Origin of the sequence: Rhizobacter sp. J219 (genome assembly GCF_024700055.1) — a bacterium.
In the GTDB taxonomy this organism is placed as follows: Bacteria; Pseudomonadota; Gammaproteobacteria; order Burkholderiales; family Burkholderiaceae_C; genus Rhizobacter.
Genome location: NZ_JAJOND010000001.1, coordinates 1,160,091 through 1,182,101 on the forward strand (window position 1 = coordinate 1,160,091; position 22,011 = coordinate 1,182,101).

17 protein-coding genes and 1 pseudogene are annotated in these 22,011 nt (G+C 69.4%); 4 read left to right on the plus strand and 14 right to left on the minus strand.

Annotated features, from left to right (window positions below):
• Positions 1-2: 2 nt before the first annotated feature.
• The 7 genes from LRS03_RS05340 to LRS03_RS05370 form a co-directional block, all read right to left on the minus strand.
• Positions 3-1,247 (minus strand): hypothetical protein, encoded by a 1,245-nt coding sequence (locus tag LRS03_RS05340; RefSeq protein WP_257824347.1) that lies wholly within the window; start codon positions 1,245-1,247, stop codon positions 3-5.
• 24 nt (positions 1,248-1,271) lie between these two features.
• Positions 1,272-3,224, minus strand: a complete 1,953-nt coding sequence (locus tag LRS03_RS05345) for a hypothetical protein (RefSeq protein ID WP_257824348.1) — start codon at positions 3,222-3,224, stop codon at positions 1,272-1,274.
• Positions 3,221-3,613, minus strand: a complete 393-nt coding sequence (locus LRS03_RS05350) for a hypothetical protein (RefSeq protein WP_257824350.1) — start codon at positions 3,611-3,613, stop codon at positions 3,221-3,223. The genes LRS03_RS05345 and LRS03_RS05350 overlap by 4 nt, the downstream gene beginning before the upstream one ends.
• Before the next feature lie 210 nt (positions 3,614-3,823).
• Positions 3,824-4,798: a sigma 54-interacting transcriptional regulator gene (locus tag LRS03_RS05355; RefSeq protein ID WP_257824352.1), complete on the minus strand. Its 975-nt coding sequence runs from the start codon at positions 4,796-4,798 to the stop codon at positions 3,824-3,826.
• A gap of 143 nt (positions 4,799-4,941) precedes the next feature.
• Positions 4,942-6,033: a DUF3800 domain-containing protein gene (locus tag LRS03_RS05360; RefSeq protein ID WP_257824354.1), complete on the minus strand. Its 1,092-nt coding sequence runs from the start codon at positions 6,031-6,033 to the stop codon at positions 4,942-4,944.
• A gap of 37 nt (positions 6,034-6,070) precedes the next feature.
• The gene (locus LRS03_RS05365; protein ID WP_257824356.1) at positions 6,071-7,195 is read right to left on the minus strand and encodes an ABC transporter substrate-binding protein; all 1,125 of its coding nucleotides are present in this window, start codon (positions 7,193-7,195) and stop codon (positions 6,071-6,073) included.
• A gap of 13 nt (positions 7,196-7,208) precedes the next feature.
• On the minus strand, positions 7,209-8,165 hold the full coding sequence (locus LRS03_RS05370; RefSeq protein ID WP_257829426.1) for a tripartite tricarboxylate transporter substrate binding protein BugE: 957 nt from the start codon (positions 8,163-8,165) through the stop codon (positions 7,209-7,211).
• Positions 8,166-8,448: 283 nt separating this feature from the next.
• Here LRS03_RS05370 and LRS03_RS05375 point away from each other — a divergent pair, with 283 nt between their 5' ends.
• Together LRS03_RS05375 and LRS03_RS05380 are read left to right on the plus strand one after the other, a co-directional pair.
• On the plus strand, positions 8,449-10,296 hold the full coding sequence (locus LRS03_RS05375; RefSeq protein WP_257824358.1) for a sensor histidine kinase: 1,848 nt from the start codon (positions 8,449-8,451) through the stop codon (positions 10,294-10,296).
• Positions 10,293-11,657: a sigma-54-dependent transcriptional regulator gene (locus LRS03_RS05380; protein ID WP_257824360.1), complete on the plus strand. Its 1,365-nt coding sequence runs from the start codon at positions 10,293-10,295 to the stop codon at positions 11,655-11,657. The genes LRS03_RS05375 and LRS03_RS05380 overlap by 4 nt, the downstream gene beginning before the upstream one ends.
• Positions 11,658-11,664: 7 nt before the next feature.
• On the opposite strand, the gene LRS03_RS05385 is transcribed toward LRS03_RS05380, so the two are convergent.
• From LRS03_RS05385 to LRS03_RS05395, 3 genes are read right to left on the minus strand one after another with little or no spacing between them, the layout of a single operon-like run.
• Positions 11,665-12,135, minus strand: a complete 471-nt coding sequence (locus tag LRS03_RS05385; protein ID WP_257824367.1) for an acyl-CoA thioesterase — start codon at positions 12,133-12,135, stop codon at positions 11,665-11,667.
• Positions 12,132-13,712, minus strand: coding sequence for a methyl-accepting chemotaxis protein (locus LRS03_RS05390; protein WP_257824368.1), 1,581 nt, complete (start codon positions 13,710-13,712; stop codon positions 12,132-12,134). The genes LRS03_RS05385 and LRS03_RS05390 overlap by 4 nt, the downstream gene beginning before the upstream one ends.
• Entirely contained in the window at positions 13,709-15,622 is a 1,914-nt protein-coding gene (locus tag LRS03_RS05395) for a diguanylate cyclase domain-containing protein (protein WP_257824371.1), read from the minus strand. Before LRS03_RS05395 ends, LRS03_RS05390 begins: the two co-directional genes overlap by 4 nt.
• Positions 15,623-15,877: 255 nt before the next feature.
• Here LRS03_RS05395 and LRS03_RS05400 point away from each other — a divergent pair, with 255 nt between their 5' ends.
• Positions 15,878-17,290 carry a hypothetical protein gene (locus tag LRS03_RS05400; RefSeq protein ID WP_257824372.1) on the plus strand — a complete coding sequence of 471 codons (1,413 nt, stop codon included), beginning with the start codon at positions 15,878-15,880 and terminating at the stop codon, positions 17,288-17,290.
• A 29-nt stretch (positions 17,291-17,319) separates the two neighbouring features.
• On the opposite strand, the pseudogene LRS03_RS05405 reads toward LRS03_RS05400, so the two are convergent.
• Together LRS03_RS05405 and LRS03_RS05410 are read right to left on the minus strand one after the other, a co-directional pair.
• Positions 17,320-17,773: pseudogene (locus tag LRS03_RS05405) on the minus strand (fasciclin domain-containing protein).
• A 44-nt stretch (positions 17,774-17,817) separates the two neighbouring features.
• A complete protein-coding gene (locus LRS03_RS05410; protein WP_257824374.1) occupies positions 17,818-18,768 on the minus strand; it encodes a fasciclin domain-containing protein in 951 nt (316 codons plus the stop codon).
• Positions 18,769-19,067: 299 nt separating this feature from the next.
• On the opposite strand from LRS03_RS05410, the gene LRS03_RS05415 reads away from it, so the two are divergent.
• Positions 19,068-19,970 (plus strand): LysR family transcriptional regulator, encoded by a 903-nt coding sequence (locus LRS03_RS05415; RefSeq protein WP_257824378.1) that lies wholly within the window; start codon positions 19,068-19,070, stop codon positions 19,968-19,970.
• On the opposite strand, the gene LRS03_RS05420 is transcribed toward LRS03_RS05415, so the two are convergent.
• Together LRS03_RS05420 and LRS03_RS05425 are read right to left on the minus strand one after the other, a co-directional pair.
• Positions 19,967-21,244 (minus strand): D-amino acid dehydrogenase, encoded by a 1,278-nt coding sequence (locus LRS03_RS05420; protein WP_257824379.1) that lies wholly within the window; start codon positions 21,242-21,244, stop codon positions 19,967-19,969. The two genes, LRS03_RS05415 and LRS03_RS05420, sit on opposite strands and share 4 nt — an antisense overlap.
• Positions 21,245-21,254: 10 nt before the next feature.
• Positions 21,255-21,836 carry an aspartate/glutamate racemase family protein gene (locus LRS03_RS05425; RefSeq protein WP_257824380.1) on the minus strand — a complete coding sequence of 194 codons (582 nt, stop codon included), beginning with the start codon at positions 21,834-21,836 and terminating at the stop codon, positions 21,255-21,257.
• Positions 21,837-22,011: the final 175 nt, after the last annotated feature.

The following is a 22,011-nucleotide window of genomic DNA, read 5'->3' on the forward strand; positions in this document are numbered from 1 at the left end:
GTTCAAGCCCCGGGTGCCCATGGGTCTTCTCCTCCCCACGCCTGGCTCACCACCGGCTGCGGTGGCGGTGCCGGCAGTGCCGCCGGCGGCGCCGCCACAGGCGCGGGTGCGGCCCCCACGGCGGGTGCGGGGGCGGCCGGCACGGCGCCTGCGGCCTGCGGCACGCGGGCGTTGCCGTTGATGAGCTGGATCGCCGCCGAATCGGCAAAGCGCTCGAGCGGAAAGGTCTCGCTGCGGAACTTCACCTTCACCTGGCCGGTGAGGTCGGCGCGCACGTTGATGTCGCTCTGCGCGTTGATGCTCGCGGTGTTGACCATCACCGCCTGCGCGCCGAAGGGGCTGCGCCCGGCGGTGCCGCTCATGTTGCCGGCGGTGGTCTTGGTCTGGTCGAAGCGCATCGCCATCGACTCGCTCGCGTCGATGTGGAACTGCAGCTTGGCCGAGATCTCGCCGTCGTCGACCACCACGCGGTTGATGCCCATCAGCACCATCGTGGCCAGCGTGCGCTGGCGCGCTTCGGCCAGGTGGCGCCGTGTCTGCGGCACGACCACCTGCTCGATGGCGTCTTCGTCGATGTCGTCGGGGGTCGAGAAGCCCATGTCCTTGAAGAAGGACGGCAGCTCGGCGTTGCCGGCGCCGCTGCGGCTGCGTGGCTGCATCGAGAGGCGCGGCGTGCCGCCGCTGGTGTCGCGGGTGAACAGCTGGCCGTACTGCTCGGCCAGGTGGTCGCGGGCCATGCCGTCGCTGATGTTGTCCTGCATGAAGCGGTCGACGGTGCCGGCCACGCTCTTCAGCATCTCGGCATACGCCTCCATCTGCTGGATGGACGCGTTGACGATGGCCTGGAAGGTGCCCTGGATCAGCGAGGCCACGAACGACGGGAAGTCGATCGCGCTCAGCGTCGCCCGCGCCACCTCGCCCGCGCGGCTCACCGCACCGGGGCTGCCGCCCGCCGGCGCGGGCGCAGCGCCTGCGGGCGCGGGTGCTGGCGAGGGCGGCGCCGGCCAGCCCGACGCCGGAGGTGCAGACGCGCCGGGGCCGCCGGCGCGCAGGCTCGACAGGTCGGGCGCGAAAGGCCGTGCCAGGCCCGAGGCGGGGTCTGCCGCCAGAAAGCCGTTGATCTTGCCCACGGCCTGCGCCAGCTCGCGCTGCGTGCCCGCATCCAGCGCCTGGTAGGACGGGCTTCCGAGCAGCAGCTCGTTCAACTGCCGCACACGCTGCACTTCGGAGGGCGTCCTGGTGTTCATCGTGGGGTCTCCGCGTCGCACGGCTCAGAAGGCGTAGCGCTCGTCGCCCAGCGCACCCAGCACACGGGTCAGGCGTGCCTGCCACGGTTCGCCCGCCGCGCGGCGCTGCAAGGCGGCCACCGCTTCGGCGGTGGTCTGCGGCATCGGCAAGGGCGAGGCGCTGCCGAGCGCACGCAGCGCGCGCAGCACCGCCGCATGCGTGACCGGCCCCCACTCGCCGTCGGCCAGCATGCCGGGCTGGCTGCGCTGGAAGTCCACCAGGCTGTCGTGGCCGAGGGCCGCCAGCACCTTCTGGCGTTGTGCGAGCGTCTGGATCGGGCTGATGGCCGACAGCACCCAGTCGGTCGCACGCTGCACGCCGATCTGCAGCGCGCGGTCGAACAGCACGCCGAGCGCGCGCTGCGTGTCGAGCCCGAGCAGGCGCGCGAGCGGCAGCATCGGATGCAGGTAGAGGGCGACCACGTGTTCGTTCTGCGCGCCATTGAAGAGCTGCGGCTTGCCGGCACCGAAGAGGTCGGGTCGCGCCGATTCCTTGAAGCGTGCCAGCCACTTGGGCGACCAGAGGTCCTCGCCGCCGACGGGTTGCACACGCGCGCCGCGGCCGTCGGGCGACTGCGCGGCACCCGGGCCGGTGCGGTTGGTGGTGTCGATCAGCTCGCCCGAGTGCGGCCCAAACACCTGCTTGAACATCGACGGGTCGCGCTGCTGCATCAGGCGCAGCAGCGCGCCGAGGTCGCCACGGTCCTGGCTCGCCAGGCCGATGCCGAATGCAAGGCCGAGGTGGTAGCGGCCTCGGGCGGGGTGCTCGCCGAACTGGCCGTTGAACTCGGCATCGGCGAGTGTGGTGGCGTAGCCCTCGGGCGGCCCGGCAACGGCGAGCACGCCTTCGAGCAGGCGGCGCTGGGCCGGCACGTCGAGTGGTGCGGCGGGGGGCGCGGCGTCGTAGGCCTCCGAGGCGTCGAAGGCTTGCCCCCCGTCGAACGCCTGCCCATCATCGAACGCCTGCGGCGTGGCGGAATCGCCGTAGCCGTCGGAGTAGTCCTCGTAGGCGGCGCCCTCGGCCGGCCCGTGGGAATCGTCGCCCGGTTGCTCATGGTCTTCGAGCATCGACGGCGTCGGCGAGCCCTGCGGCCAGCTGCTGTCGGATGCGCCCGACAGCTCGTCATAGTCGTATGGCGGCTCGCCCGCCGCGACAGCGCCAGCATGCCCGCCAAAGCCGTCGTCGTAGTCTTCGTCGGCCGACCAGGCCTGCGCCGCCGCGCCCTCGTTGCCTTCGGTCGGCTCGTCTTCGGTGGCGTCGTGGCTGTCGGCGCCGGATTCCACGCCGTAAGGCGGCTCGCCGTACTCGTCTGCGGCGTAGCTGTCGACGTCCCAGTCGCCCTCACCTTCGGCCTCGCTGGCGCGGCCGTAGCCGTCTTCGCCTTCGCCGCGATCGTCTTCGGCGTTGCTCGCGGCGGCTTCTTCGGCCAGGCTCGGCGGCACCCGCTGCAGCAGGTGCGCCGGCACGCCCAGCACCGCGGCCAGCGTGCGGCCGCTGAAGCCGGCGGCCAGCTGCACGCGCGGCGCGTCGTGGGCCAGCTCGGCCAGTGTGTGCGAGGGCTGCGCGCCGCCCAGCTGTCGATCGGCATAGGCCACGAGCGTGTAGTAGATCGAGCGCCCGGAGGCGAAGCGCTTCAGCACCGCCGACGGCACGGTGTAGAGCGTGCTCTCCGCGCTGATGAGCCCGCTGTCGGCGCGGCTGGAATAGAAACTCGCATCGCGCTCGTGGGCACGCGCCGGGTCGAAGTGCGCCGGCGATGACGCGAGGATCACTTCGTACCAAGGCAGCCCGCGGGTGTCGACGGTGAAGCCGAGCACCGGAAAGCGGTCGTCGACCTCCTGCCGGTTGGCGCGGATGCGCGGGCGGTCGTGGGTGTCGTTGGAGGTGTGGGCCAGCGAAGAGGCGGCCCGAAGGGCCAGCAGGGGCATGTGGTTCATCGCGTGTTCCTCTGGTCACGTCGCACGGTTGCCTTCTTGCGCGCGGGCAGGTCGGGCTCGCGCAGCCGGCGGCGGTACATCACGGGACCCGGCGCCGAGGCGACGCGGTCGACGAGGTGCCGGCGCTCGAGCAGCACCAGTGCCTGCTCGACGGTCTCGGTCGCCTCTTCGAGGCGGATGCGCGGCAGCCACCACTGAAGGATTCCGTCGAGCGTGTCGCAGGCCTGCGGCCGCTTGTTCAAGTACGCGAGGATTTCCCTCGCCACCGATTCGGTCGCCGTGGCCTCAGCTGTCATGAGCAGGTCCCCTTTGCGCATGCGTGGGCTTTCGCACAGCGCGTGCCAAGGCGCGAAAAAATACAAGTCCTTGATTTGCCTCGTGATTTGCACGGCGACTTGTATCGGGGTGGGTCGCGGGCGACCCGGTGGAAACCCGGCGCAGCCACGGCTGATGCGGGTCGCGCGCCCGGCGCAAGCCGGTGGGTCAGCGATGACCCGGCGGTGGGACGGCCGCGCCTCGGCGCAGGCGCGGGTCAACGTGCCGGCCGGTCGGCCGACGAGACACGCTGCTGAAGATGGTGGAGTGGGTGGTGGCGGCGCTCAGGACGTGCCGCTGCGAAAACTTGCGGCGTCGAGCGCGTAACGCTTGAGCAGGCGTGCGAGCGCGCGCCGCTCCTTGCCGGCTTCACGCGCGGCGTGGGTGATGTTGCCGCGATGGCGGCCGAGCAGCTCGCGCAGGTAGCGCTGGTCGAAGGCTTCGAGTGCGCCAATGCGGGCCTCGCGGTAGCGCAGGTGCTCGCCGCTGCTGCTGCCCGCACCATGAGGCGATGCCAGCGCCGCATCCACCGTCTCGCCCAGCAGCAGGTTGCGGCAGACCCAGTGCTCCAGCTCGCGCACGTTGCCCGGCCAGTGGTGGCTGTGCAGCCAGTCCCGTGCCACGGCATCGAGGCAACCGGCTTGCAGGTGGTAGCGCTGCGCCACCGACTTCATGAAGTGGTCGGCCAAGAGGTCGACGTCGCCCTCGCGCTCGCGCAGCGGCGGGATGCGCAGGTCGATGAGCTTGAGCCGGAACAGCAGGTCGGCGCGGAAGCGCCCCTGCTGCGCGAGCAGCTCCAGGGGTTGGTTGCTCGCAGCCAGCATGCGGATGTCGAAGCGCTGCTCGCGGTCGGCGCCCAGCGGGCGGAACACCGGCTCTTCGAGCAGGCGCAGCAGCATCACCTGTCCCTTGGGTGGCAGCGAGTCGATCTCGTCGAGGAAGAGCGTTCCGCCCTGCGCGAGCCGCAGCAGGCCTGGGCTGTCGCCCACGGCATGGGTGAAGGCACCGCGCCGGTGGCCGAAGAATTCGTTCTCGATCAGCGACTCGGGCAAGGCGCCGCAGTTGACCGGCACGAACGGCCCATCGCAGCGCGGGCTCAGGTAGTGCAGTGCGCGGGCCACCAGCTCCTTGCCGGTGCCGGTCTCGCCTTCGATGAGCACGGCCACGTCGAAGCGAGCCGCCCGCTCGACGCGCTGCTTCAGCATCTGCATGGCCCGTGAGTTGCCGATCAGCTCTCTCGATGCCTTGTTGTCCGCCATGCCTGTCTCCCCTGTCGCAGCGTTCTCTCTTTCCGTCGGACTCGCGCTGCACAGCGGCAAAAGATAGGAGCCGGATACCCGAGCGTCAATAGCCCGGGCCGGATCAACATAGGGGGGCGCGGCGCCTCGCCGCGCCGGTGGCGCTACTGCAGCAGCGCCTCGTGCAACGCCTCGCGCCGCGCGCCCGGCATCACGAAGTTCGTGCCGGTGCCGGGCTCCTCGGTGCGCACCGTCAGCAACCCGCGGATGGCTTCTTTCGCCGCGCCGTCCAGCGGCCGGCCGGCGTGGAACTCGCGCACCTGCCGCATCACGAAGCTCGCGATCGTGTCGGCGATGCGCAAGCCCGGGCACTCGTCGGAGTCGTTGAGGACCAAGGGCGCCCGCTGCTCGAAGACGAACGACGAGGTCGGCGCGAAGAACTCCTGGCAGAACGCACCGAGCGTCTCCGAGGCCGTCTTCGCCTCGGCGTCGAGGCCGTCGAACTGCAGCTGGTCGTCGTGCACCAGCCGCTGCGGCATCGCGGTGTGGCTGCAGAAGAGGTTGATGCGCGTGTAGAGATTGGTCAACGACGACTGGCGCGGCAGCCGCCACACCGCATCGTCGCCACGGCTGTGCCGGTCGCGCCGCGGCAGGAAGCGCAGGTGCGCGTTGTGGTCGGTCTTCTGCAGGGCCTTCCAGCGCCCCAGGCTGTGCAGCGCACGCCGGCGCACGGCCTGTGCCACGGGCGAGCAGGGCTCGAAGGGAATCTCGGCCAGCGCATCGAGCGCGAGCCGCAGCGTGCCGCCGCCCGGCAGGCGGCAGGCCTCCAGAAAGGCCACCAGCACGTGGTCGGGCGCGTTGAGGCAGAGCCAGTCGGCCAGATGGTTGCGCTCTTCGGCGACGTCGGGGTCTTCTTCGTCGTCTTCGCTGACCGGCAGCAGCAACACACTGACGACGTTGACGCAGATGCGGTAGCGCTTGTCGACCACCTCGATGAAGTGCGGCCGCCCTGCCCCGACCACCATCTCGACCAGCTCCTGCACGAAGGCCGTTTTCTTTTCCGCCGCGGCGCGCCCGGCATCGCGCCGACTGGCGCCGTGCCGGGCGCGCAGGCGCCACACCTCCTCGAAAAACGCCATCGAGTCGTCCACTCCGATCGCCACCAGCGAGAAGACCGGGTGCCGCCCGAAGCCCAGGCCCGCACCGCGGCCCGGCCGGTCGCCGCCGTGGCCGCTTTCGTCGATGAAGAAGTCCATCACGCTCTCCTGACTGCAAAGAGGTCGTGCGGTGTGCTCATCGTGTGAACCGCCCATCGGCCGCGATGATGGACAGGTCGACGAAGTCGAAGCCGGTGTGGTCGGTCGGCGAATACGAGAGTTCGAGCCCGCCGATGTCGAGCCTGTGCATGCCGTCGAGTGCGGCGAGCACACCGGCGCGCGTGGGTTTGGGGCCGGCGCGCTTCACCGCCTCGACCAGCACCTTGGCCGCGGCAAACCCTTCGAGCATCGCCGGCGAGAGTGCGGTCAGGCCCTTCTGCGCCTTGGCGTACTCGAGCGCCTGCCGCACGAAGCGAGGCCCCGACGCCCGCTCGTACGGGAAGACCTGCGTCACGATCGTGCCCCGCGCGTGCGCGCCCATCTGCTTGATGAACGCGCCCGAGGCGTTGTTGGACAAGGTCAGGATCTGCGCCGACGAGCCCGCCGTGCGGATGGCCTGCGTGGCATCGGCCACGGCGGTCGACGAGCCGATCACGAGCACCGCCTGGGCCTTGCTGTGCATGATCTTCGACGCCACGCCGTAGAAGACCGGCGCTTCGCGCTCGAACTCGTGGACCACCACCGGGCTCTTGCCGATGTTCTCGAAGCCCTTCAGCGCCCCCACCACGGCATCGGCCCCGAAGGAGTCCTTCACGTGAAGCACGGCCACACGCTGCAGCCCGATCACGCCCAGGTGCTCGATCGCCCGCATCGCCTCGCGCTGGTAGGTGGCGCGCACGTTGAACACGTACGGATGGGGCGGCTGGTGCAGCACCATCGCGCCGGTCGAGGGCGCGATCAGCGGCACCTTGTGCCTGGCCAGCAGCGGCAGGACGGCCTGCGTGTGCGGCGTGCCCCGCGTCAGGAAGAGCGCAAGCACGTTCTCCTTGACGATCAGGGTCTCGGCGTTGGCCGCCGCGAGCTTGGGGTCGAACTTGTCGTCGAGCTGGACCAGGCGGATGCGTTCCCCATTGACGCCGCCGGCCTTGTTGATCGCATCGAGGTAGAGCTTCGCGCCGAGCGACAACTCCTCGACGCTGCCTTTGACCTGCCCGGTGAAGCCGCTGGTCTGGCCGATCACGATGTCGGCCCGGGCGGCGAGCGCGCACAGCAGCAGCGCCGGCGCGGCCAGGGCGCGCAGCAGAATCCGTGGGTACAGCATGGTGGCCTCCCGCTCAGTCGAGCTTGAGCTTCTGCTGCTCGACCACGCGCTTGTAGACGGCGTACTCGGCCTTCGTCTCCGCGGCGAACTGCTCGGGCGTGTTGCCGATGATGATCGAGCCGGTGTCTTCGATCCGCTTGCGCGTGGCCGGATTTTCGAGCGCCTTCTTCACCGCGCCGTGCAGCTTCACGACGACCGGTCGCGGCAGGTTCTTCGGGCCGTGCAGGCCGTAGTACGCCATGCGGTTGACCGGCTCCAGCCCCAGCTCCTTGAAGGTCGGCACGTTGGGCAGGATGGCCAGGCGATTGGGTGCCGCCACGGCGAGCGGCAGCAGGCGGTTGTCCTTGATGAAGGGCAGCGCCGATGGGAGGTTGTCGAAGATCATCGGCACCTGACCCGCGACCGCGTCGGTCAGGGCCGGGCCCGCGCCGCGGTACGGGATGTGGGTGATGAAGGTCTGCGTGATGGACTTGAAGAGTTCCATCTGCAGATGCCCGATGCCGCCGGCGCCGGAGCTGGCGAACGAATACTTGCCCGGGTTGGCCTTCACCAATTCAAGAAAGGCCTTGAAGTCCTTGGCCGGAAACGACGGGTGCACCGCCAGCACGTTCGGCGTGGCCGCGATGTTGATGATGGACGTGAAGTCGGTGGTCGGGTCGTAGGGCACCTTGGGGTTGAGCGAGGGCACGGCCGCGGTGGTCGACACCGTCGCGATGCCCACGGTGTAGCCGTCGGCCGGGGCCTTGGCGATCTCGTTGGCGCCGAGCATGCCGCCGGCGCCGCTGCGGTTCTCCACGATCATCGGCTGGCCGAGCGGCACCTGGATCTGGTCGGCCACCACGCGCGCAATGATGTCGGTCGTGCCACCCGGCGCGAACGGCACGATCACGCGCACCGGCTTGTCGGGGTACTCGGCCGCGGCTGCAAGAGAAATGCAGGCAAGCGTGAGCGTGATGAAGTACTTGGCCATGAATCTGAGTTGCATCGTCTGTCTCCGTTTGAATGACGCGGCGACTTCATTGCATCGGCCGTGCCAAGCGCCGCAAACGTGACGCAGCTCTCGCTTCACCTCTGAAGCCTGCGACTTCCTCCGCAAGCGAGCAGCTCGGGCTGGCTGGAAATCCGCACGCGCAACGGATGCGATTGCGGCGGCCCGCACATCCCGCCGATTCATCACGCGTGTACGTAGCTTCCACGACGCAGGGGCGCGTGAACGGCACAACACTGCGCGCATTGAACCCATGCCGCTGCCCATGCTTGCGCCTGACCTCACCCTGGGGACGACATCCCGCCCGACGCAGGGCTGGCCACGTTTCTCGTGGACGGTGCTGGCCTTTGTCGTGTGTGTGGCGCTGGGTGCGTTCACCTACCGCTTCCTGCTCGACAGTCGATTGCAGGATCAGCAGCGCACCGGCGCCAAGCGGCTGGAGTTCTTCACCCTCACGCTCGACGCCGTGCTCACGCGCCACGAGGTGCTGCCCGGTGTGCTCGGGCTGGAGCGCCAGCTGTCGGCACTGCTTGATTCGCCCGACGATGCGAACCGCCGCGCGGCCAATTCATTCCTGGAAGCCGCCGCGGCCACGGCGCAGGTCACCGCCGCCTACCTGATCGACGACACCGGCCTCACGCTCGCCGCCAGCAACTGGAACCAGAAGGCCAGCTTCGTCGGACGCAACTACAGCTTTCGCCCGTATTTCATCGACGGGCTGGATGGCCGGCTCGGCCGCTTCTACGGCATCGGCGTGACCAGCGGCGAGGCCGGGTACTTTCTCGCCTCGCAGATCCGCACGGCACGCGGTGCCAGAGGCGTCATCGCGGTGAAGGTGACGCTCGAAGGCTTCGAGGAGGCCATGCGCCAGAGCGGCGAGACTGTGCTGCTCGCCGACCAGGACGGCGTGGTCTTCCTCAGCTCGGTGCCGGAGTGGAAATACCGCGTGCTGGGGCCGCTGTCGGCCTCGGCGCGCGAGCGCTTCCGCCAGACCCGCCAGTACGGTGACGCGCCGCTCCTGCCCATCTCCGGGCACGACGCGGTGATCGCGCCTTATGGCACCGTCTCCCTCACCCGCGGCGGCACGACGCGCGACTACACCGTCATCAACCACCCGATCGGCCCGCTCGGCTGGCAGATGCTGATGCTGGTCGACCCACAGGAAGCGCACCGCGCCGCCTTCACCGGCGCGCTGGTCGTCACGCTCAGCGGCGGCCTGCTGCTCGCGCTCGCGGTGCAATGGGACCTGCGCCGGCGCAGGCGCCGCGACCGCCGCGTGGCCGAGGCCCGGCTGTCGGCGGCCAACGCGGCCCTCGAAGGGCGCATCGCGCAGCGCACGCTCGCGTTGAGCGATGCGAATGCACAGCTGGAGCGCAAGGTGGCCGAACTGAAGAACGCCGAGGCGATCGTGCGAGAGACACAGGACAAGGCCGTGCAGGCCGGCAAGCTCGCCGTGCTCGGGCAGCTCTCGGCCGGCATGAGCCACGAGCTGAACCAGCCGCTGACCGCCCTGCTCACGCTCTCGTCCAACGCCAGCCAGCTGCTCAGCCAGGGCCGCATTCCCGAGACACGCGAGAACCTCCAACTCATCAGCGAAGTGGCCGCCCGGATGGGCCGCACGATCACGCAGCTCAAGGCGTTCGCCCGCAAGTCATCGACCGAGCCTGGGCGGGTGCACGTCTTCAACGTGGTCTCGCAGGCTGCGATGCTGGTCGAGGCCCGGCGAGACGAACTGAGCGCCACCATCGACAAGGACGAGGTTTCGCCCGACCTGTGGGTGCGCGCCGACGAGACGCGCCTCGCGCAGGTGCTCGTGAACCTCCTGCGCAACGGGCTCGACGAGGTCGCGGGCCTGCCCACGCGCCAGATCGACGTCAGCGCAGAGCGTCTCGATCGGCGCGTGATCGTGCGCGTGCGCGACTCGGGGCCCGGCATCGCGCCCGATGTGCAGCCGCATCTCTTCGAGCCGTTTTTCACCACCAAGCCGGCGGGCGAAGGGCTGGGCCTCGGGCTCGCACTGTCGCTCGGCATCGTCGAAAGCATGGGCGGCCGGCTGCAGGCCCACAGCACCCCGTCGGGTGCAGAGTTCTCCATCGATCTGGAGGCCGCATGAACACAGGAGACACCCCCAGCGCCGCATCGGTGATGCTGGTCGAAGATGACGCCGTGGTCCGCAAGGCGTGCGAGCAGGCGCTGTCGCTTTCATCGATGCACGTGCGGGCGTTCGCGAGCGCCGAGGCGGCACTCGAAGAGTTGCACCAGGTGCAGCCGAGCGTCGTCGTCACCGATGTGCGCCTTCCCGGCATCGACGGCCTCAAGTTCCTGGAGGAGCTGCGAGGGCGCAACGGCGAACTGCCCATCATCGTGGTCACCGGCCACGGCGACGTCAGCATGGCGGTGGAGGCGATGCGCCATGGGGCCTACGACTTCATCGAGAAGCCGTTTTCTTCCGAACGGCTGGTCGACACGGTGAAGCGCGGTCACGAGCGCTACGCGCTGATGGCCGAGAACCGGCGGCTGCGCGAACGATTGCCCAGCTCCGAAAAATCGTCTCTCATCGGCCAGAGCAGCGCGATCGTGCAGGTGCGCCGGCTCATCCGCGCACTCGCGCCGACGGATGTCGACATCCTGATCGTCGGCGAGACCGGCGCGGGCAAGGAGGTGGTGGCCAAAGAGATCCACGAGGAAAGCCGGCGCACTGGCCACTTCGTCGCGCTCAACTGCGGCGCGCTGCCGGAGTCGGTGATCGAGAGCGAGATCTTCGGCCACGAAGCGGGCTCCTTCACCGGCGCCCACAAGCGGCGCATCGGCAAGATCGAGCACGCCAACGGCGGCACCCTCTTCCTCGACGAGATCGAGTCGATGACGCCGGCGATGCAGACCCGCCTGCTGCGCGTGCTGCAGGAGCGTGAGATCCAGCGCCTGGGCAGCAATGAATCCATCCCGGTCAACTGCCGCGTGATTGCCGCGGCCAAAGGGGACTTGAAGGCGCTTTCCGACCAGGGCCAGTTCCGATCCGACCTGTACTACCGGCTGAACGTCGCCTCGATCGAGATCGCCCCGCTGCGCGAGCGGCTGGACGACATCCCTCTGCTGGCCACGCATTTCATCCAGTGCGCGGCGCAGCGCTACCGCGTCGAGCCGCCCGACCTGACGGTCGAGACCCTGGTGCGCTGGCAGCAGCACAACTGGCCGGGCAACATCCGCGAGCTGAAGAACGCGGCCGAGCGCTTCTGCCTGGGCATCGGCGACGGCATTGCGCAGGCCAAGGCCGCCGGCTACTCGCTCGCGGCCCGCCTGGACGTGATGGAGCGCTCGATGATCAGCGAGGCCCTGCGCAACACGCAGGGCAATGTGGGCCGGGCGGCCGACCTGCTGCAGGTGCCGCGCAAGACGCTCTACGACAAGCTGCACCGGCACGCACTCGTCGCGGCCGACTTCTCTGCCGAGCCCGGCAAGACCGCCGAGCGCTGAGCCGGCTTCAGGGCGTCGGGTGCTCGCTCTTGGCCTGCAGGCGCAGCTTGCGGCGGCGCAGGGCCTGTGCGTGGCGGGTCGCCTCCTCTTCCGTGCCCGGGGTCCAGACCGGCACTTCGACCGGCTGGCCGCGCTCGTCCATCGCGACCATCGTGAAGTAGCAGCTGTTGGCGTGGCGGGCGGTGCGCGCCTGGATGTTTTCGGCCATCACCTTGATGCCGATCTCCATCGAGGTGCGGCCGGTGTAGTTGACGCTCGCGAGGAAGGTGACCAGCTCACCCACGTGGATGGCCTCGCGGAAGGTCACGTGGTCGACCGAGAGCGTGACGACGTAGCGGCCGCTGTAGCGGCTGGCGCATGCATAGGCCACCTGGTCCATCAGCTTCAGGATCGTGCCGCCGTGCACGTTGCCACTGAAATTCGCCATGTCGGGTGTCATCAGCACCGTCATCGTCAGCTGATGCAGGCCAGGGGTCATGAACGCTCCTCGTCAAGTTTGAACACGCAGATGGCCTGGGCCAGGTTGAGCGCCTGTTCCTTGAGCGACTCGACGGCCGCAGCGCTCTGCTCCACCAGGGCCGCATTCTGCTGTGTCATGCGGTCGAGGTCGCCGACGGAGCTGTTGACCTGGCTCAGCCCGTCGCTTTGCCGCATGGAAGCGACGGTGATGGCCCCGATGATGCCGGTCACGCCCTGCACCGATTGCACGATCTCTTGCATGGTCGAGCCCGCATCGTCGACGAAGCGCGATCCGGCCTCGACCCGCTGCACGCTGGTCTGGACCAGGGCCTTGATCTCCTTGGCGGCGGCGGCGCTGCGCTGGGCGAGGTTGCGCACCTCGGCGGCCACCACGGCGAAACCGCGGCCCTCGGTGCCGGCCCGTGCTGCCTCGACCGCCGCGTTCAGCGCCAGGATGTTGGTCTGGAACGCGATGCCGTCGATCACGCTGATGATCTCGGCGATGCGCTTGGAGCTGTCGTCGATGTCCTTCATCGTCGACACCACGTCGGCCACCACCGTGCCGCCGCGCTGCGCGACGTCGGCCGCCGACTTGGCGAGCTGATCGGCCTCGTGCGCCGAGTCGGCGCTTTCCTTGAGCGTTCCGGTCAGTTGCGCCATCGAGCTGGCGGTCTCCTGCAGGTTGGCGGCGGCCTTCTCGGTGCGCTGGCTCAGGTCGTGGCTGCCGCTCGAGATCTCTTGCGATGCGATGGAGATGCTCTCGGTGGAGGCACGGATCTGCGCCACGATCGCGCGCAGCCTTCGGCGCATGCTCCACAAGGCGCGTTCCAGGCTTGCCACCTCGTCGCGGCCCACGTCGTGCTCGGGCTGGTCGCGCAGGTCGCCTTGCGCGATGGCATTGGCGAGCTTCTCGGCGTCGCGGATGGGCGAGCAGATGGTCTTCATGTTGACGAGCGTCAGCGGCACGATGACCGCCACCGCGAGCAAGACGGCCACGACGAGCACGCGCTTGACCCAGGTGGCGGTGGTGTCGAGCCGCTCGCCGCCGGCCACGGCCGCGGCATCCAGCCCGTCGCCCAGCGCTTCGAGCTTCTTCTGCGCGGCGTCGTAGTCGCCTTGTGCGCGGGTCATGAAGGTCCAGGCCACGCGGGCCGAATCGAAACCGTCGGCTTCGAGCTGCCGGGCCACCGGCAGGAAGGCCGCCTTGAACTTCGCCAGGTGCGCGATCGCCTCGTCGACCTGGGCGCGGTCTTGCTCCGATCGCAGCACCTCGCGCAGCCGGCGTGCGGTGTCGTCGACCTGGGCCAGCGCCTTCACCCAGCGCTCCTTGGCCTTGGTGACCTCGGCGGCCTTTTCGTAATGGATGATCATGTCCTTCTCGTAGGTGCGCAGGCTGACCATGCCGGTGCGCAACTGGGCGATCAGCTTCATCGCCGCAAGGTCGTGATCGATGAAGTCGCGGTTGGTCGACTGCGCGACCGTCTGGGCGCCCAAGCCCACACCTCCCACGCAGAGAAGCGCCAGCGTCGCCGCGATGGCGGTGACGAGCATTCGCGACCGGATGGAGAACCGGCGCACAAAGGCAAGCAATGTCATGGTTCGCACCTTTCAAGGGGGGGTCTTGCGTTGTCGAACGCTTCGCCGATGACGAAGGTGCGGCGCCCTTGCCGCTTTGCGTCATAAAGATAGGTGTCGGCGCTGTGGCACAGCGCCTGCGCATCGATCGCGCGGTCGTGCGGCCGGTAGGCGACGCCCACGCTCGCGCCGATGTCGACCGTGAGGCCCGCGTCGAGCGAGAACGGGCGCCGCGCCAGTTCGACGATCGCGCCGGCCACCCGCTCGGCCACGCCGACGTCGGCGATCGCCGGCAGCAGCACCGCGAACTCGTCGCCGCCGAGGCGCGCCACGACGTCGTCTTCGCGCACGAGGCGGGCGAGCCGCTTGGCAAAGGCCTTGAGGACCGCATCGCCGGCCGCATGGCCGTGCGTGTCGTTGACCGGCTTGAAGCCGTCGAGGTCGATGAAGAGCAGCGCCAGCAGGCTGCCGTCGGCCGGGGCCGCCGAAAGCGCGGTGGCGAGCTTGTTCTCGAAGCCCTTGCGGTTCATCAGCTGCGTGAGGTGGTCGAGCTGCGACAGGCGGGCCAGGTCTTGCAGGCGCTGCCGCGTCTGGGTCACGTCCTGCGTCATCACGTGCACGCCGGTGACGGCGCTCCTGTCGGCGTTCCATTCGGGGCGGTAGGTCGCCTCGAAGCAGCGGTATTGCCGCATGCTGCGGTACTCGCGCTCGAACACCACGGTCTCGCCGGCCAGCGCGCGTTTCATCTGCGGCTGCGTGGCCTCGTATTCCTCGCGATCGAGGACCTCCCAGACGCCCTTGCCTTCCAGCTCCTGCGGGCTGCGGCCGTACTGCTGCGAGTACAGCGCGTTCGCGAACACATAGTGCTGGCTGTTCGACACGAAACACACCATCACCGGCAGGTTGTCGACCACCGCATGCAGCCGCTCCTGGCTCTGGGCCAGCTGCGCGCGGGAGCGCTCGCGCTCGATGGCGCGTGCGCGGCGAAGCCAGATGAAGAGGCCCAGCGCCAGCACGAGGGCCGCCGCCAGCACGCCGGCCACGGCGCCCAGGAGCCCGGCCGAATGTGCGCCGCGCATGTCCTTGAAGGCGACGATGCTCCAGCCGCGGTCGTCGAGCCCATGCCACACCGGCCGCGTTGAGCGCGACACATCGGGCAGCAGCGCCGCACCCAGGCGGCCGCCGTAGCGCCGCGTCGCCGCCAGCGTGGCCAGCGCCTTCTCGCCCAGCGGCTCTACCGGCCGGTAGAGCAGCGAGGCCTGGGAACACAGGAACACGACGCCGAATTCGTCGACCACCGCCACCACCTCTTCGCCCTGCTCGTCGGATCTCTCGAGCACGGAGTCGAGCGCCACTTTCACCACCACCACTCCCTTCGAACCCTCAGCTGTTTGCATACTGCTTGCAAGAAAGTAGCCAGGTTCGCCCGAGGTCGCGCCGAGCGCATACAGGCGCCCGCTGCCGTGTGCCAGCGAGTCCGTGAAATACGGCCTGAACGCATAGTTCTGGCCGACGAAGGAGGTGGGCTGGTTCCAGTTGCTGGCGGCGATGGCGGTGCCCCGCACGTCGATGAGGAAGGCGGCCAGCAGCTGGCCGCTGCGGGCGATCTCGGCCAGGTAGGCGTTGGCCTCGGCGATCGCATGCGCATCGGCTGGCTCGTTCACCGCTCGCGCGAGGCGCGGGTCGAGCGCGAGCATGCGCGGCAGCGATTCGTGGCGGCCGAGCATCGAGCCTAGCGCGGCCGACACCGAGGCCAGGCTGCGCGAGGTCTGGGCCATCTGCGAACGGGCCGACACCGCATGCGCCAGCTCATACGCCATCCATCCGCTGAGCCCGCAGCACGCCAGTGCCAGCAGGGCCCAAAGTCCGCGGGAACGCAGCAGCGTGTGCAGTTGCAGCAACAGGGGATGGGTGGCGCGTGGGAGGTCCATATCGCCACGTTGTCGGTACGCGCAGCCCAATGCTGAGCGGCGTTACGCCAGGCGCAGGCGATTCGCTGACCGGCGGCACGCGAGTGTGTCGAACTGCGCAGTGCGCGGGCGCGCATTCCGGATTTCCGCATTTCGAGCACTGCACCCGTCTGGAAATCCAGCCGGTTTCCACGCTGTTTTCCACGGCGGTTTCCACGCCGTTTTCCATGACCCGACGGGACAGTCCGTGCCCAACACCCACCCACGGAGCCTCACATGGAACCCACCCCCACACTCGAAGCCGACTACGTGATCACCGGCGCCGGCACCACCGCACTGGCGTTTGCCGACACCCTCTTGAGCGACAGCACGGCGACGATGGTCATCGCCGATCGCCGCGCCAAGCCCGGCGGCCACTGGCTCGACGCCTACCCCTTTGTGCGCCTGCACGGCGCCGCGGCGGTCTATGGCGTCAACTCGCAGCCGCTCGGCGAGGGCGTGGTCGACAGCGTGGGCCTCAACCAGGGCCTGAACGAGCTGGCCAGCGGCGCGGAGATCTGCGCCTACTTCGACCGCCTGATGCAGCAGCGCCTGCTGCCCAGCGGCCGTGTCACGTACCTGAGCCGGCATGAAATCGGTGCCGACGGGGTGGCGACTTCGCTCGTCAGCGGACGCCGCACGCGTCTCGTGGCGCGCCGCAAATGGGTGGATGCGGCGCGCGCCGACAGCCAGGTGCCGGCCACGCACGGCCCGCGCTTCCGGGTGGCCGAAGGCGTGCGCTGCGTGACGCCGACCCAGCTCACGCAGTTGGCCGAGCCTGCCAGCAGCTATGTGATCGTGGGCGGCGGCAAGACCTCGATCGACACCGCGCTGTGGCTGCTGGAGCAAGGCACCGACCCCGACTGCATCACGTGGATCCGCCCGCGCGACGCCTGGCTGCTCAACCGTGCCGACATCCAGCCCACCCTCGCCTTCGCCCACTCCACGCTGGAGGCGATCACCGCCGAGCTGGAGCTGGCGCGCGATGCTGCCTCGCTGCAGGAACTCTTTGCCGCACTCGAAGCACGTCGGCTGCTGCTGCGCATCGACCCGGCGGTCGAGCCCACCAAGTACCGCTGCGCGACCGTCAGCGAAGCCGAGCTGGCGCAACTGCGCCGCATCCGCCGCGTGGTGCGGCTCGGGCATGTGCAGGCCATCGAACGCGACCGCATCGTCTTCGCACAAGGCGAGCTGGCCACCTCGCCGGGGGGGGTGCATGTGCATTGCAGCGCCGCCGGCCTGCCGCATGCGCCGGTAGAGCCGATATTCCAGGGCGAGCGCATCGTGCCGCAGTACGTGCGCCGCTGTTCGCCGTCGTTCAGCGCAGCGTTCATCGCGCACATCGAGGCCACCCTCGAGAGCGATGAGGAGAAGAACGCGCTATGCCGCCCGGTACGCGTGCCCGAAGTGCCGCTCGACTGGCTGCGCATGCACGTGGACAGCGCTGCCAACCAATGGCGCTGGTCGCAGCGGCCGGCGCTGCAGGAATGGCTGCGCCGCTCGCGGCTCGACGCTTTCATGGGGCTCTTCGAGCAGGCCGGTCGCCAGGCGGCCAGCGAGGGCGACATGCGCTGGGCCGAACTCCAGCAGCGCCTGCGCGATGCACGCGCTGCCGGGATCAAGCGGATGGGCGAACTGCTGGCCGCCTGACGGCGGCCAGGTTCGTCAATTCAACAGCCTCACTTCGGCATGACCACGGTGTCGATCACGTGGATCACGCCGTTGTCGGCCGCGATGTCGGTCGCGGTCACCTTGGCGTTGTCGACCATCACGCCGCTGGCCGTGGCGACGGTGAGCCTCGGAGCCCTGCACCGTCTTCACCTTGCCGGCCTTCACGTCCTTGGCCATCACCTTGCCCGGTACCACGTGGTAGGTGAGCACGGCGGTCAGCTTGGCCTTGTCCTTCAGCAAGGCGTCGAGGTCGGCCTTCGGCACCTTGGCGAAGGCCGCATCGGTGGGGGCGAACACGGTGAACGGGCCCGGGCCCTTGAGCGTGTCGACCAGGCCGGCCGCCTGCAGCGCGGTGGCAAGCGTCTTGAAATTGCCGTTGGCCACGGCGGTGTCGACGATGTCCTTGGCTTGCGCAGACAGTGCGGCGGCGGCCAGGGCGGTGAGAACGAGCAGCTTCTTCATGGATGACTCCTTGTGTCGAGGGGGAAAGGGAAAGTGACGAGCACTCACAGCGTCGGGATCAGCACCTTGCTGATCACGTGGATCACGCCGTTGCTGGCGCGGATGTCGGTGGCCGCGATCGGTGCCGGCGTGGCGGTGGTGTCGACGATGCGCAGCGGGGTGTTCTGGATCGTGATCGACTGGCCCGAGACGGTGGCGACCGGGGTGCCGAACGGGATCTGCGTGGAAAGCACCTGCGAACCCAGCACGTGGTAGGTGAGCACCGTGCTCAGCTGCGTGGGCGTGAGACCGGCGACGGTGGAGGCGATGTCGGCGAAGGCCTGGTTGGTCGGTGCGAAGACGGTGAACGGCCCTGCCCCGCTCAGCGTGGTGGCGAGGTTGGCGTCGACCACCGCGTCCACGAGCGTCGAGAAGTCGGGGTTGGCCTGCGCCATCTGGACCACGTTGAGCACGCCTGGCGGCACGAGCACCTTGTTCACGACGTGCACGATGCCGTTGCTCGCCGCCACGTCGGCGGTGGTGACGGTGGCCTGCGTGAGCACCGCATCGGTCAGCCTCACACCGCCGGTGGTCGACACCGCCAGCGTGGCCGGGCTGCCATCGAAGGTGTAGGCCGTGGCCCGCGTGGCGGCGCCAGTGCTCAGCTGGGCCGCGGTCTGCCGCGTGGGCAGCACGTGGTAGTTGAGGATGTTCGCCAGTGCCGTCGGCGACAGCGCCGTGACCATGGCGGTGGCGTCGGCAAACCCGAGTTGCGTGGCCAGGGTGTTGAAGGCGGCATTCGTCGGTGCGAACACCGTCAGGCTGACGCTGGTGTTGGCGAGCGTGGCCGACAGGCCCGCCTTGTTGGCGGCGGCGAGCAGGGCCGTGAGGTTCTGTTGCTGAGCGAGCGCGGCGATGGTGGGCGCAGGCGGCGGGTCGTCGTCACCACCGCCGCAGGCGGCAAGAAAGCCTGTCATGGCGCAGGCGGCCAACACTGTCTTGAGCCAATGGATCATGTTTCTCTCCTTGATTGAGGACGGGAGGACGAGGAAGCCGGGGTCAAAACCGGAGCACTCTTGACTGCTGAGGCGGCGGAATGTGAACTTCAAAGTTCACGTAGTCAACCGTGTGGTCTTTTTGTGAACTCATCAGTATTTTCTCTGAGGGGGCGGGCTCGGGAAAGTTCCGCCCCTTCGAAAACGGCTCGACCATCAGTTCGCCTTATGGTTGCGGCCGAACATCCGATCCCTCGGACGAACCGCCACGTCCCACAATCGCGCGTCGCTCCGGTTCCCCCGTCACGCATCGCCCCTGCATGAAGCTCAAACACGTCGAGGTCTTCAACGCGATCATGGTCAGCGGCTCGGTGAGCGGCGCGGCCCGCTTGCTGCACGTCACGCAGCCGGCCATCACACAGACGCTGCAGCACGCCGAGCTGCAGCTGGGCTATGCGCTCTTCACGCGGCAGCGCAACCGGTTGACGCCCACCGCCGAAGCGCAGGCGCTCTACCCCGAGGTGCTCAAGCTCGTGACGCAGCTCGAATCGGTGCGCCGGCTCGCCAAGGCGCTGCATGCCGGCGTGAAGGCCGAGCTTCGCCTGCTGGTCGTGCCGTCGCTGGCGGTGCGTGCCCTGCCCGACGCGCTCAAGCGTTTCCGTCTGCTGTACCCGAGCCTTCCGGTATCGATCAGGACCCTGCACTCGCACGACATCACCGAGGCCATCGCGCTGCGAGAGGGCGACGTCGGCATCGTCTACGGCACCACGCAGCACCCGTCGGTGCAGACGGTGCCCATCGCGACGGGAAGGCTGGTGTGCGTGTCGGAAGCGCCCGAGACGAACGCGCGCCAGCGCGTGGCGGCGCGCCGCAGCACGGTCGACCTGGCTGAGGTGATGCGCGCGGGCTGCATCCGCATCAACGAGCACGACCCAATCGGCGCGATGCTGGCCGAGCTTTGCGCCCGCCAGGACATCGCCACCGGCGACGGCATCACGGTGCAGACGCACCACATCGCCATGGTGCTCGCGGAACAGGGCTTCGGCCCGGCCATCATCGACTCGTTCACCGCGGCCGCGACGACCAGCGACACCCTGGAGGTGCGCACCGTGCTGCCCGAGGTGCCGGTCAGCATCCAGGCGCTGATTCCTCAGGGTGGCCAATCCTCCAAGCCGGCGACCGATTTCATCGAGTCTTTCAAGGGCATCGTGGCAGCGGGCTAGCGGCCCGGGGCATACGGCGCCGGGTCGATGCGGCTCGGTTCGCCCGACATCGCCTCCTGGAGCAGCAATGCGCTGCCGGCCGCCAGCGTGAGACCGAGCCCGCCATGGCCTGTGTTGAGCCACAGGTTCGACCAGGCCGTGGCGCCGATCAGTGGCCGGCCCCCGGGGGTCGCGGGCCGCAGGCCGGCCCAGCCCCGCGGTTCGGACACCTCGCACGCGCCGGGGAAGGACGTGGCCGCGGCATGGCACAGCGCTGCGATGCGCGCGTCGTCCAACCGCGTCTGCGCGCCAGCGAGCTCGGCGTAGCCTGCGACGCGCAGCTCGTTTCCGAGCCTGGCATAGACGATCTTGCGGCCGTGGTCGGTGACGCTCGCCCTCGGCGCAGCCGCCGATTGAACGATCGGCAGCGTGACGCTGTAGCCTTTGATCGGCTCGATCGGCAGGCAAAGGCCCAGCGGGCGCAACAGCGCGACGCTGCCGGCCCCCGCCGCGACGACGAACGCATCGGCCTCGATGTTGCCGTTGTCCGTGAGCAGCGCCTCGATGAGGTCGCCTCGGCTTTGGACACCCTGCACGCGAGTGCAGAGCCGCAGCGTGGCGCCGCTCGCATGCGCCAGCCCGCGCGCGAGCGCCGCCGCGTCGATCACCTCTTCGCTGGGCGTCCAGACGCCGAAGGCGAGCTGTTGCGCCAAGGCCCGCTCGATCGCAGGCTCAAGGTCGACGCACTCGCGGGGGCCCACGATCTGCTGCTCGCAGCCGGCTCCTCGCTGCGACCGGAGCTGCCGCTCGACGGCCGGCCGTGCCGCGGCGTGCCGGTAGACCACCAGCTTGCCCGGCACGGCATGCCGCGCCGCAGCCGCGAGGCGAGGCAACTCGCCCAGCCACTGGTGCAGGGTGTCGCGGCTCAGGAACGACAGCGCGAGCAGGGCCTGCGTCGTGCGCTGGACCTCGGCGCCCCGGCAGGCGAGCATGAAGGCGGCGAGCCACCGCCAATGGGCCCACTCCAGCCGTGGGTGCCAGCGCACCGGGCCGTCGCGGCGTGCGAGCCAGCCGGGCAAGGCGCGCAACGCGGCCGGCGTGGCGAGCGGCTCCACATAGCAGTAGCTGAGTTGTGCCCCGTTGGCAAAGCTGGCACCGGCGCCGCAATCGGGCTGTGCGTCCACCAGCGTGACCCGCCAGCCGCGGCGGGCCAGCGCATAGGCGCTCGCGCAACCCACGACACCGGCCCCGATCACGCAGACGTGTCGCTGCGGCTTCGCCGAGGCGCTGGTCATCGGCGCGCCTTCACGAATTGCGATCGCGGCGCTGTGCCAGCGACCAAGCCACCGCCCGGCGCGCCAGCACTGCGGTCGCATCGATCAGGGGCACCGGCGCGTCGGCCGAGCGCAGCACCACCGGGATCTCGGTGCAGCCGAGCACGATCGAGCCGGCGCCTCGACGGGCCAGCGCGGCAGCCGCCTTCGACAACAGCGCCTCGCCGTCCTGAAGCTGGCCGGCCTTGACCGCCGCCACGCCGGGCATCACGAGGTCGAGCATTTCGCCCGCCGTCGGCAACAGCCAGCGCACCGTGCCGTGCAAGGGCGCACGGTTCACATACAACCCTGAGGCGAGCGTCGCGTCGGTCGCCAGCAGGCCGATGCGACCCGACGCCCCACCCGCGTCGACCGCGGCTTCGATGGCCGCGTCGACGATGTGCAGCATCGGCAGGCCCACCGCGTCGTGGATCTCGTCGAACCACAGGTGGGCGGTGTTGCACGGCACCACCAGCAGGCCCGCGCCTGCGGCCACCAGCCGCCGTGCGCTCGCGACCATCGCCGCCAGCGGCGATTCACCTTCGCCGCGAAACGCGAGGGTGCGGTCGGGCACCTGCGGGATCGAAGCTTCACGAGCACCGGCACGTGGTCCTGGTCGGCGCTGGCCGGCGTGGCCTCGATCATCTTGCGCATGAAGTCGATGGTCGCCAGCGGGCCCATGCCTCCGAGCACCCCCACGATGCCCGGCACCGCCGGGCCGTCACCCACCATGCGGCCGGCCTGGGCCG

What these genes read in the sequence shown, in the direction of transcription:
- LRS03_RS05340 (WP_257824347.1), bottom strand. Translation starts at nt 1,247, where the DNA reads ATGAACACCAGGACGCCCTCCGAAGTGCAGCGTGTGCGGCAGTTGAAC.
- LRS03_RS05345 (WP_257824348.1), bottom strand. Translation starts at nt 3,224, where the DNA reads ATGAACCACATGCCCCTGCTGGCCCTTCGGGCCGCCTCTTCGCTGGCC.
- LRS03_RS05355 (WP_257824352.1), bottom strand. Translation starts at nt 4,798, where the DNA reads ATGGCGGACAACAAGGCATCGAGAGAGCTGATCGGCAACTCACGGGCC.
- LRS03_RS05360 (WP_257824354.1), bottom strand. Translation starts at nt 6,033, where the DNA reads ATGGACTTCTTCATCGACGAAAGCGGCCACGGCGGCGACCGGCCGGGC.
- LRS03_RS05365 (WP_257824356.1), bottom strand. Translation starts at nt 7,195, where the DNA reads ATGCTGTACCCACGGATTCTGCTGCGCGCCCTGGCCGCGCCGGCGCTG.
- LRS03_RS05370 (WP_257829426.1), bottom strand. Translation starts at nt 8,165, where the DNA reads ATGGCCAAGTACTTCATCACGCTCACGCTTGCCTGCATTTCTCTTGCA.
- LRS03_RS05375 (WP_257824358.1), top strand. Translation starts at nt 8,449, where the DNA reads ATGCTTGCGCCTGACCTCACCCTGGGGACGACATCCCGCCCGACGCAG.
- LRS03_RS05380 (WP_257824360.1), top strand. Translation starts at nt 10,293, where the DNA reads ATGAACACAGGAGACACCCCCAGCGCCGCATCGGTGATGCTGGTCGAA.
- LRS03_RS05385 (WP_257824367.1), bottom strand. Translation starts at nt 12,135, where the DNA reads ATGACCCCTGGCCTGCATCAGCTGACGATGACGGTGCTGATGACACCC.
- LRS03_RS05390 (WP_257824368.1), bottom strand. Translation starts at nt 13,712, where the DNA reads ATGACATTGCTTGCCTTTGTGCGCCGGTTCTCCATCCGGTCGCGAATG.
- LRS03_RS05395 (WP_257824371.1), bottom strand. Translation starts at nt 15,622, where the DNA reads ATGGACCTCCCACGCGCCACCCATCCCCTGTTGCTGCAACTGCACACG.
- LRS03_RS05400 (WP_257824372.1), top strand. Translation starts at nt 15,878, where the DNA reads ATGGAACCCACCCCCACACTCGAAGCCGACTACGTGATCACCGGCGCC.
- LRS03_RS05410 (WP_257824374.1), bottom strand. Translation starts at nt 18,768, where the DNA reads ATGATCCATTGGCTCAAGACAGTGTTGGCCGCCTGCGCCATGACAGGC.
- LRS03_RS05415 (WP_257824378.1), top strand. Translation starts at nt 19,068, where the DNA reads ATGAAGCTCAAACACGTCGAGGTCTTCAACGCGATCATGGTCAGCGGC.
- LRS03_RS05420 (WP_257824379.1), bottom strand. Translation starts at nt 21,244, where the DNA reads ATGACCAGCGCCTCGGCGAAGCCGCAGCGACACGTCTGCGTGATCGGG.